Here is an 11,238-nt window from a genome sequence, read left to right on the forward strand (position 1 = left end):
ACCCGCCCCCGCCGACCGCGTCACTACTGGACGAGGTACCCGAACGATACGCCGCGGCGATCGAACACTACGAGAAGGTCTTGCACGAGTCGGGCATGCGCCCCGGCAATGTGGTCGCGACCGCCGGACATCCACGATCACCCGAGGTGCTGATCGCCGCGATCGCCACACTGCGCCGCGGCGGCGTCTGGTTCCCCCTGGACCCGCGCGACACGGACGTGCCACTGGCCCGAGAAATCGCCACGGTCGCCCACTGGTATCAGACCGAAGCATGGTTCGCCGTCGACTTCCGCAGCCCGGGCGTCCGCACACTACCCGCCCCCGATCTCACCGAAACAACCTACGCCCCAACAGAGCCCGGCAGTCGGTTGCCGATCGTGGAACTGACACCCGAACTACCCGCGATCCTCGCGGCGGGTGTGGACGGTCGGGTGCTGCTGGATCGCGGGGCGGTTGCCGTGCAGGTGCAGACGATGCGGCGGTGGTTTCCTGGCGGTGCGGGGCAGGCGATTTGGCTCGGCGATTCGGCGCATGCCGCTGACATCCTTTGGGCCGCGCTCGCATTCGACTATATCGGCGATACGCCGACACCGGGGGACGCGGATGTGGCGCTCGGATCCGGCGCGGAATTGGCCGGCTATCGCGGGATGGCCATCGCCGTCGGGGAATCCGTGGCGACACCCATCCATGCGCATACCGTGCATGGCGACGAGGCACGGGGCTGGTATCTGCGGGTCGATGCCGACGGGAGCACACGGTGCCCTGGTGGCCTGAGTGTGCGCGACCGCTTCGGCGCGGTGGTTCCGCACGGCTTCCGCGGTGCGATCTGCGTCGATGGCATGCCGACCGGATTACGTGGCACCGCAACCGGTTCGCGGCTGCGGGTCGACGCCGACCGTGCCGACGACGCGGTGTGGACCGGACGCGGATCGGTGTCCGCCACGCGCGCGCGGGATGCCGTGCTGGCACTCCCGCAGGTGCGCGAGGCCGCCGTGCTGGACCGCGCGACGGTGGCGGGCCTTCGCGAAACCGTCGCCTATGTCTCGCGTGTCTCGGCCATCGACGCGCGCGGGGTGCTACGCCTGCTCGACGATGATGTGCCGCGCGCCGTCGTCCCGACCGCCGTGGTCACGCTCCCCGGTGCGCTGCCGCTTACCGCGACCGGTGAGCTCGACACCGCCGCGCTGCGCCGCCTGCCCGTCCTCGACGCGGCCGAGACCGAACGCATCACGGCCGCGGCCACCGCGGCGGGGGCGCTCACGGTCACCGCGGACAAGCCGCCGCCATCGCCGTTGCGCCGCATCGCTATTCCCGCTGCGGCACGACCGGAGACAGCCGAGCACGTCACCGGAACCGGCCCGGCCCTGGCAGACGGCGGCGAGCAGCCCGAACCACGCTGGCTCACACTGGGCGAGGCGCTGGTCGCGGCTGCCGGTACGTCGGGCAGCATCCGCCATCTGCGATCCGAGGCCCCCGACACCGTCGTGAACTACGGCGAACTGCTCTCCCGCGCCACCACACTGGCCACCGCACTGCTCCACGACGGCAGCCGCCCCGGCGACGCGCTCGTCCTGCAATCCCGCGACACCGAGGATTTCCTGGTCGGCATATGGGCCTGCCTCCTGGCAGGCCTGGTCGCCGCGCCGGTAGCCGCCCCCACCGACTACAACGCCCCGAGCCCACAGCGCGACCGATTCCTGCGCATCTGGCAAAGCCTGAACCAACCACTCGTATTGGCAGGCCGCGACGAGCACACCACATTGCGCACATGGCACACCCCGGACGGCGACACGGTCCGCGTAACCGCAATCGGGACCTTCTCCCGCACTACAGGCGGGACTACCGCAAGCAACGGGACAAGCACGATCGCCGCACCGAATACGTTGTCCACAAAAGCTTTCCGCGCACGGCCGATCGCGGACCCAACCCTTCCCGCAGTCCACCCCGACGACGTGGCGCTGCTCATGTTCACCTCCGGCAGTACCGGTGCGCCCAAGGGCGTGGAACTCACCCATCGCAATATTCTGCGGCGTGGTGAATCCCTCTCCACGGTCGAGGATTTCACCGAACCATACGTCTCGTTCAACTGGATGCCGCTGGATCATGTGGGCGGAATCATCATGTGGCATCTGCGCGATGTCTATCACGGGATCGATCAGATCCACGCGCCGACCGAGTGGATTCTGGCCGATCCGCTGCGGTGGCTCGACTGTATCGAGCGCTACCGGGTCACCGGCACATGGGCCCCGAACTTCGCGTTCGGGCTGGTCAGCGAGGCTGTGGACGGGGCTGCGGACCGCAGCTGGGACCTGCGTTCGCTGCGGATGGCGCTCAACGCCGGTGAGGTGATCGTTCCGGCGGTCGCGGCGGAGTTCCTCGACCGGCTGGCTCCGCACGGCCTCGCGCCGGACTCGGTGGTCCCGGCCTGGGGAATGTCCGAAACCTGCTCCGCCGTGGTGTATTCCACCAGATTCCGTAGCGCTACCGCACGCACGGACTCCGCCGTGGATTTGGGCACGCCGATTCCGGGGTGCCGAATCCGGATCGTGGACGACGCGGACCGCGTGCGGGCGACCGGTGAGATCGGACGTCTGCAGGTGTCCGGCGGCACGGTGACGCGCGGCTACCGCGGGCTGCCGGAACAGAATTCGGAGTCCTTCAACGCGGAAGGCTGGTTCGATACCGGCGACCTGGGCCTCCTCGACGAGACAGGCAGCCTGCGCATCACCGGCCGGGCCAAAGACGTGGTCATCGTCAACGGCGTCAACTATTCGTGCCACGAGATCGAGGCCGTGGTCGATCGCCTGGATTTCACCCTGACCTCCTGGTCCGCCGCATGCGCCGTCCCCGGATCCGACGGCGAGCAGTTGGCCGTGTTCTTCCGCCAGGCGGACGATACCGCTGCGGCCGCGGCGGTTTCGGCGATCCGGGCCGCCGTCGTGGCGTCCTTCGGCATTTCACCCGCGGTAGTGCTCCCGCTGCCCGACGGCGCGATCACCAAGACCCAAATCGGCAAGATCCAGCGCTCCGCGCTACGCGAGAGCTATGAGCGTGGTGAATTTGCTTCTCTCGTGGCCGATCTCGCGACCCTCGGGGTGGCGGCGGGCGACGCCGGCACCCTCGCCGATCATTTCTTCGACCTGACCTGGGTGCCCAGACAGCCCGAATCCGCCACGGCGGCGAACCCCGCCACGGTGCTCACCGTCGGCGCGGTCGAGGGCGCACCGCCGGATGCGGTGGTGGTGGACGACACCACGTCGCCCGCACAGGTATTGGCGGACTTGGCGAGCGCACTGGTCGACTGCCACACGCGCACACCGGGCGCCGCGCTGACCGTCGTGACCACGGCGGCGTTCGCCGCCGATGCCGAGCCCGCCGACCCGGTGCACGCGGCCTGCGCCGCGCTGGTGGAGACGGCGCGAACAGAACTGGAGCGGTTGCGCATTCGCCATATCGACACCGCCGCATCGGTCGCATCCACGACCCTCGCCGACGAAATCTCCAGTGACGCAGCCGATCCGGTGGTGGCACTGCGCGATGCGCGGCTCGTGCCCCGGCTGCGCGACACCGCGGATCCGCAGGACGTCGAACCACCCGCGCCCGGCGAGTTCTACCTCGTCAGCGGCGGCCGAGGCGGCGTCGGAGCGCTGGTTACCGCACACCTGCGCCGCCGCTACGGGCTCCGGCTGCTGGTGGTCGGCCGGTCCGCGGCCGCCGCCGAGTCCGAAGGGATCCGCCACGCCGTCCTCGACCCGACCGACCGGACAGCCTTGATCGACTGTGTCGAGGCGGCCGAAAGGCATTTCGGCCGACGCCTCGACGGCGTGGTCCACCTCGCCGGGCACTTCGCCGAACATGCCCTGGCGGACGCGACGCACGCCGATTTCGAGACCGCCCTCACCGCGAAAGCCTCTGTCGCCGAGGCACTGATGAGTCTCGGCGACACCCGGCCGGGTTTGCGCTGGATCGGATTCTCTTCGGTGAACGGGGTATTCGGCGCCGCACACGCTGGCGCCTACGCCGCGGCCAACGCCTATCTCGACGCCCTCACCGGACGATGGCGCGCCGCCGGACACCGCGCACAGTCCATCGCCTGGTCGACCTGGCACGGAGTAGGCCTGAGCCGCACCAGCACGATGAGCGAGCTGGGCGGGGCCAACGGTTACCGGGCGCTGGATCCAGCCGAGGCGCTGGCCTCGCTGGACGTGTGCCTGCGCCGCGACACGCCGCATCCGCTGGTCGGACTCGATCCCCGGGGCGCCAGGGTCGCCGGACTGCTCACCGTGCCCGATGCGGTGACGGCCGATCTGGTCCTGCGCGTCGACGCGGGCTCGCGCGATCGGGTACTCGGCGATCTCGGCACGGTCCGCGACCGTTTCGGAGTGCCGATACGCGTCGAGGTGACCGCGGGCGCGGTCGAGGACGCGGCCTCCGACACCGGCGGCCTGGACTCCACGATCGCCTCGGTATTCGGCACGGCGTTGCGGGTCGGCGAGTTCGGGATCCACGACAACTTCTTCGACCTGGGCGGCACCTCGATCAGCGCGATCCGCGTGCACGCACTGCTGGAAGATCGCCTGGGACAACGCTTTCCGCTCGCGGACCTGTATCGGAGTCCGACACCGTATCGGCTGGCCCACACGGTCCGCCCGGCCGGCGTCGTGACCGCCGCACAGCGTGTCGCCACCCGCGCGCAGCGACGACGCGCCGCGCGAGCCTCCCGGTAACCCGAAAGACCCGGTTACCACTCGCCAACAGACTGACCATTTGCTATGGTTAGCCTTGCCTTACTTTGTTGCGGGTCGAGATCGGCTCGCGCAGTACATCTTCGACGAATAGCGATTGCTCTTGACGAGTAGATGGGAGGTCCCTGTGGCTGCGGTTTCATCGCAGGCAAATGCCGAGGCCGTGGTCGTCGACAGCGTGGAGAAACGATTCGGGGCCGTGCACGCCCTCCAGGGCGTCAGTTTCGCCGCGCCCGAGGGCAGCGTGCTGGGCGTGCTGGGCCCCAACGGCGCCGGTAAGACGACGACGGTCTCGGTGCTGTCCACACTGGTGCGCCCCGATGCCGGGCACGCGAGCGTCGCGGGGTTCGACGTGGTGCGCGATGCCGCGGCCGTCCGCGCGTCGATCATGCTCACCGGGCAGTACGCGGCACTGGACGACCTACTGACCGGCCGGGAGAACCTCGTGCTGTTCGGCCGGCTGCTGGGCTTGGGGCACAAGGGAAGTCGACGCCGGGCGGATGAACTGCTGGCCCAGTTCGAGCTGGAGGATGCCGCCGACCGGCGAGTCGGCCAGTATTCCGGCGGAATGCGCAGACGGATCGACATCGCCTGCGGCCTGGTCCGATTGCCGAAGGTGGTGTTCCTGGACGAGCCGACGACGGGGCTGGATCCGGTGAGCCGCCAAGCGGTGTGGTCGCTGGTGCGCGGTTTGCGGCATGACGGCGTGACCGTGCTGCTGACCACCCAGTACCTCGAGGAAGCCGATGTCCTGAGCGACAACATCATCGTCATCGACAAGGGGCGGGTCATCGCGGAAGGCACGGCCGACGACCTGAAGTCCCGGTCCGGGCCCAGCTACTGCGAGGTGGTTCCCGTGGACACCGCGAATGTGGCGGCGGTGGCACGAATGCTGGCCTCGTTCGGAACAGTGGCGATCTCGGACTCGGGCGACCGCGTATCGGTGCCCGCCCCGGACGGACCCTCGACGCTGGCGGCGGCCCTCGGTCGCATCACGGACGCGGGAATCGAATTGGTCGACATCGCACTGCGCCGCCCGTCGCTGGACGAGGTGTTCGTCAAGCTGACCCGTCCCGCCGCCGAGGCCGATGCGCGGGCGGTGGACGCATGAGAATGCCGGAACCGGGCGTCGGCGAGGTGCGGGAATGAACAGCGCGATCGCTTCGACAGGTGTGCAGTGGCGCGCCCTGAGCGGCCGCACCGTCCGCGCCGCGTTCCGTGAGGGTGATCTGGTGTTCGGTTTCCTCGCGCCGATGATTTTCTTCCTGTGTTTCTATGTGCCGCTGCGACATTCGATGGAACGGACCGGTGCGCACTACGCGCAGTATCTGCTTCCGGTGATCATTGTGCAGGGCATGTTCTTCACCGGTATGTCGGCGGCCGACCGGGCGGCCCTGGACACCGCGAGCGGGGTGGGTACCAGGCTGCGCTCGATGCCGGTGCGCAAATGGGTGCCCATGGCCGCGCGGATGTCGGCCAACGCCTCCCGGGCGGCGGTGGCGATCGCGGGCGCGCTGGTGATCGGCTACGCCTTCGGGTTCCGGTTCCACGCGGCCGGCGCCGGAGTGCTGTTCGTGCTGGTGGCGTTGCTGTTCGGCGTGGGGGTCGTCATCGGCGCCGACGTGGTGGGCAGTGCCAGCGGCAACCCTGAGATCGGCGCCCAGATCCTGTTGCTGCCGCAACTCCTACTGATCATGGCCTCGACGGGCTTCGTGCCGGTGGTGGGCTTTCCGGGGTGGATTCAGCCGTTCGTCCGGTGGCAGCCGGTGTCGGTGTGCAGCGACGCGTTGCGGGCGCTGGCCGCAGGCCGGTACGACTCGGTGGGTCCGGCGCTGGCTTGGACGATCGCATTGATCGTGGTGTTCACCGCGGTGTCGGTACGGATGGGAAGGCGTTATCGATGACCACGCTGACACAGAGTGATGTGACCGCGAGCCCACACGGATCGTTTCCGGAACAGAGTCTGGTGCACGCCGGCAGGCTGTTGCGACGCTGGCGGCGCGAGCCGGAAATCATGGTGCAGTCGCTGGTGTTCCCCACCGCGCTGCTGCTGATGTATCAGCTGGTGCTGGGGAGGTTTCTGACCGCTTCGGCCGGACACGCGAGTATCGACGGCTTCGTCCCGCTCGTCGCGGTGACGGCCACCATGTTCGGCGCGATGGCGACCGGCACATCGCTGCACGCGGAGGCCGAGAGCGGCCTGCTCGACCGGTGGCAGGTGCTGCCCGGGTACCGGGCGGTCGTGCCCGCGGGCAGATTGCTGGCCGAATGTGGACGCACCCTCTGCGCGACGGTGCTGCTGCTCGCGGTCGGCGCCGCGCTCGGTCTGCGCTGGCATCGCGGCATCTGGTGCGCGATCTGCGCGGTCGGGGTGCCCACGCTGCTCGTGGTGGGCTTCGCGACCATGGTGATGGCCCTGGCCGTGAGCCCGGCGGGCAGCAAGATCGTGGAACTGTGCTCGATATTGATCCTGCTCGGCATGTTCTTCAATTCGGGATTCGTGCCGGTGGACCAGTATCCGGGCTGGCTGCAGCCGGTGGTCCGCTATCAGCCGATGAGTGTGGCGATCGACGCCATGCGCGGACTGGTCTCGGGCGGGCCGGTGGCCCTGCCGCTGCTGTACACGGCGGTGTGGTCGCTGGGGCTGACGGTCGTCTTCGGCAGAGGGGTCATCCGCGGCTACCGCGTCTGAGTGGCGCATTCCCGCTCTTCATTACTCTCGTATCAATGAGACGCAGGCAGACGCCTCCGCTGCCCAAGCGGTACGGACTGGATCCGGCGCGGCTGCGGCTGCCGGAGGAGGGATCCTGGGCGACCATCCGCGATCATCTCGTGGAGCGGTTGCCCAGGGTCGCGCCCGCGCGCATCGATGAGCTGCTGGCCACGGGCGCGATCGTCGATCTGGACGGTCCGATCGCGCCCGACGCGCCGTATGTTCCAGGCGGCGCGGTGTGGTTCCACCGCGACCTGCCGATCGAGGTCGAGGTGCCCTTCGAACTCGAGATCGTGCACCGGGACGAGCATCTGCTGGTCGTGGACAAGCCGCACTTCCTGTCCACGATCCCGCGCGGCCAGCACATTCTGCAGACCGCCCTGGTGCGGCTGCGGCGCGAGCTGGACCTGCCGGATCTGATTCCGGCGCACCGCCTCGACCGGACCACGGCGGGTCTGGTGCTGTTCGTGATCACCCCGGCGCACCGGGGCGCGTATCAGACGTTGTTCGGCCGGCGCCGGGTGTTCAAGCAGTACGAGGCGATCGCCCGCCACGATCCGGGCCTCAGGCTCCCGGTCACGGTGCGCAGCCGGATCATCAAGGAGCGCACCATCATCCGCGCCTTCGAAACGGACGGCGAGCCGAACGCCGAGACCCGCGTCGAACTGGCCGAGCACCGCGATGGCCTGGGCCGCTACCGTCTCATCCCGCATACCGGCCGCACCCACCAGCTGCGCATCCACATGAACGGCCTCGGCATCCCGATCCTCGGCGACGACTTCTATCCCGAACTCACCGACCGGCCCGTGGATGATTTCACCCGGCCGCTCCAATTACTCGCCACCACACTGGAATTCACCGACCCCATCTCTCACGAGCCGCGCCGCTTCGAGACCACGCGAACCTTGCGGGCGTGGACAGACCCGCAGGGCTGGGCGGCGGGCGACCACACCTGAACGACAGAGCGTCCGGAATTCACCGGCCCACCCTCCGGCGGGCCGCTTCGAGACCACCTTGCGAGCGGTGTGCCGACCGAGCAAGTCAGGGTATGCGTACAACTGTACGTATACACTAGGACTCAGCTCACATTTCGCGTTCCTCGACCACATTTGGCTCATTCTCAGCAAATGAACGTAGACTGACCGTAATGTCTCGGAACGATAACGACGATGCGCGGGACGACGGGTTCATCGCAACCCTGACAGAATCGCCCGCAACCAGCCCGACGCCGACACGCCGGGTCCGCGCGTATATCGATGTCGCCGTCGTCGTTCTCACCCTGATCTGCACGAATCTGATCGCCCACTTCACCTCGGCCTGGGCGAACGTCGTGACCGTTCCGGCGGCGGCGCTGATCCTGGTCGTCCTGATGCGCCGGCGCGGTCTCGGCTGGGCCGAACTGGGCCTGTCGCCCAGACACTGGCGACGCGGAACGCTGTACGCGCTGGGCGCGGTCGGTATCGTCCTTGGCGCCGTGGTGATCGGCGCACTCCTGCCGATCACCCGCTCGTTCTTCCTGGCCGACCGCTATGCCACCATCTCGGGCGCCCTGATCGCGTCGATGATCGTCATACCGCTGCAGACGGTCATCCCCGAGGAACTCGCCTTCCGCGGCGTCCTGCACGGCGCGCTCGACCGCGCCTACGGCGTGCGCGGCGTATTCGCCGCGGGCTCACTGCTGTTCGGGCTCTGGCATATCGCCGCGTCGCTCGGGCTCACCAGCGGCAATCGCGGGCTGACCGAGGTTCTGGGCCACGGGATCGCCGCCCAGGTCGTCGGGATCGCGCTGGCGGTGCTGGCCACCGCGGGTGCGGGCGCGGTTTTCACCTGGCTGCGGCGGCGCAGCGGCAGCCTGCTCGCCCCGATCGCGCTGCACTGGTCGCTCAACGGCGCGGGCGCGGTGGCGGCGGCGTTGGTCTGGCACACCGCGTTGCACTGATATCTCGAAAGTTGCCGGTAGAACGGCGTTTCAGGCTACTCGTCCGAACTGATGTTCGGGCAAAGCATTGACCTCGAGTTGGTCGCGGATTAATCTCACTGCGCATCACACATACGTTCGAGTACCTCGGTCCGGCGCGTGCCGGAACCGCATCCGCACCCGGGAAGGCGCGCCATGCTCGACAATAGGTCGACCGGCAATTCGGAACCCCCCGCGATGGGTGTACCCGCATCCGACACCGAGATCACCGCCCTGGCCAACCGCGTGGCGACAGCGCGCGGCAAACTTCCGCTGCAATCGGATCCCGCGCTGTTCGCCGAGCTGTCCGAGGCCGAGATCTCCGCCGAGCGCGAACTCGCGGAATGGATGCGGGCGCAGCGGCGTAAGCAGCGGCGGCGAGCGGTCAGCTCCGAACTGACCGCCGAGAAGCGGGATCGCCGGGTCGCGTGGGCTTTGCGACGCGCCGACGACGATGACGCGCGGTGGCATCGGCGCGCCCTGGCGGCGCGCAGACGGGTCTCCAATCCCGATGCGCGCCTGGCCCAGTTGTACCGGCGGGCCGAATGGTCCTCGCGGGCGCTGATCGGCGTGGTGGTGCTGGGCATGCTGTGGTCCGGTGTGAACGTGCAGCACAACCTCGCGCCCGGTGGCAATATGGCCGATCCGCTGTACTGGCTCAGCTACGGCTTCGAGGCGATGATCTCGATCCCGATCATCACCATCATGGTGGTGGCCACCACCGCTGCCCGCTGGGGCCGCGAAATCGCGCGCGGCAGGGTGGTTTTCCTGGAAGCGGCGCTGCTGGGCGTGACCATCGCGCTGAACGCGGGCCCCCACCTGGCCGCGGGCGAGGTGGCCCGCGCCGCCGAGGCCGCCGTCGCCCCGGTCATGGTCGGCGTGGTGATCTGGCTGCACGCCTGGGTCTCCACCCGCTACGCGCAACTCATCGACGCCGTCCCCGTCGACCTGGGTTCCACCCCCGACGAGCCGACCCGGGAATACCCGGCCACGACCGTCGAATTCGGCGAGCCTTGCCGCGCGACCTGCGCTGAATTCCCGTCCGATGCCACCGAATCCGCCGCCCTGCCGATCGGCCACACCGCCCACCCGGATGCCGACCCGTTCAATCTGGCCGATCGATTCGGCGCCACCACGCGATTCGCGGCCGAGGCGCCGCAATTCGATCAGGTCGGCCCGAAGCCAGCGCAGCCGCAACCGCTCACCGAGCCCCCGCGCGCTGCCACTCCGCGGCCGATCACCGAGCCGCCACGCGCCGACTCCCCGCAGCCGATCACCGACCTCCCACACGCCGATGCCCCGCACTCCCAGCCGATCACCGATCTCCCGCACGCCGACACCCCCCAGCCCCAGCCGATCACCGAGCCGCTCCACGACGACACGCCGCAGCCCGTCGAGCACCCGATCGCTCCGGCGCCCGGCAACGTCGTCTCCGGCGCCCAGCCCACGCCCCACGCCGAACCCGGGGCCGCAAAGCCCCAGCAACCAGCAGTCGCCGAGCCTGCCCCCTCGCAGGACGTTGCCACCGCCAGATCCGAGCAATCAATCGCCGAGCCAGTACCGGTCTCCGCACCCCTGCAAGCCACCACCACGGCACCCGAGCGATCAGCGACCGCCGAGCCGGCCGGAATCCCCCACGCCGATACACGTATCGACGCACAGGCCGACAAGACCGACAACCACACCACCATTCAGCACCCGGACACGGTCATCACCACCTCGGCACAACACCCCTACGACCGCCGCCCGACCACGCCTGCGGAGCCGCCCCGCCCCACGCCCGCCGAGCGCGGCACCCAACTGTCCCTGGACGAGCCCGCACC

General features: G+C 69.0%; 7 protein-coding genes. All 7 read left to right on the forward strand.

What is annotated here, in order from left to right; translation table 11 throughout:
- Positions 1 to 4,727 (forward strand): SDR family NAD(P)-dependent oxidoreductase (locus tag JZ791_RS41795; RefSeq protein ID WP_216903145.1); only part of this gene is annotated, 4,727 nt, incomplete at its 5' end.
- 145 nt (positions 4,728 to 4,872) lie between these two features.
- Positions 4,873 to 5,856, forward strand: a complete 984-nt coding sequence (locus JZ791_RS41800; RefSeq protein WP_216903147.1) for an ATP-binding cassette domain-containing protein — start codon at positions 4,873 to 4,875, stop codon at positions 5,854 to 5,856.
- A gap of 34 nt (positions 5,857 to 5,890) precedes the next feature.
- On the forward strand, positions 5,891 to 6,649 hold the full coding sequence (locus JZ791_RS41805; RefSeq protein ID WP_216903149.1) for an ABC transporter permease: 759 nt from the start codon (positions 5,891 to 5,893) through the stop codon (positions 6,647 to 6,649).
- Positions 6,646 to 7,437: an ABC transporter permease gene (locus tag JZ791_RS41810; RefSeq protein WP_216903151.1), complete on the forward strand. Its 792-nt coding sequence runs from the start codon at positions 6,646 to 6,648 to the stop codon at positions 7,435 to 7,437. The genes JZ791_RS41805 and JZ791_RS41810 overlap by 4 nt, the downstream gene beginning before the upstream one ends.
- 35 nt (positions 7,438 to 7,472) lie before the next feature.
- Entirely contained in the window at positions 7,473 to 8,414 is a 942-nt protein-coding gene (locus tag JZ791_RS41815) for an RluA family pseudouridine synthase (RefSeq protein WP_216903153.1), read from the forward strand.
- Positions 8,415 to 8,605: 191 nt separating this feature from the next.
- Entirely contained in the window at positions 8,606 to 9,397 is a 792-nt protein-coding gene (locus tag JZ791_RS41820; protein ID WP_216903155.1) for a CPBP family intramembrane glutamic endopeptidase, read from the forward strand.
- 216 nt (positions 9,398 to 9,613) lie between these two features.
- A partial coding sequence (locus tag JZ791_RS41825) for a hypothetical protein (protein ID WP_216903157.1) occupies positions 9,614 to 11,238 on the forward strand: 1,625 nt, incomplete at its 3' end.

This window comes from Nocardia alni (assembly GCF_019038435.1).
In the GTDB taxonomy this organism is placed as follows: domain Bacteria; phylum Actinomycetota; class Actinomycetes; order Mycobacteriales; family Mycobacteriaceae; genus Nocardia; species Nocardia alni.

What these genes read in the sequence shown, in the direction of transcription:
- JZ791_RS41805 (WP_216903149.1), top strand. Translation starts at nt 5,891, where the DNA reads ATGAACAGCGCGATCGCTTCGACAGGTGTGCAGTGGCGCGCCCTGAGC.
- JZ791_RS41810 (WP_216903151.1), top strand. Translation starts at nt 6,646, where the DNA reads ATGACCACGCTGACACAGAGTGATGTGACCGCGAGCCCACACGGATCG.
- JZ791_RS41815 (WP_216903153.1), top strand. Translation starts at nt 7,473, where the DNA reads ATGAGACGCAGGCAGACGCCTCCGCTGCCCAAGCGGTACGGACTGGAT.
- JZ791_RS41820 (WP_216903155.1), top strand. Translation starts at nt 8,606, where the DNA reads ATGTCTCGGAACGATAACGACGATGCGCGGGACGACGGGTTCATCGCA.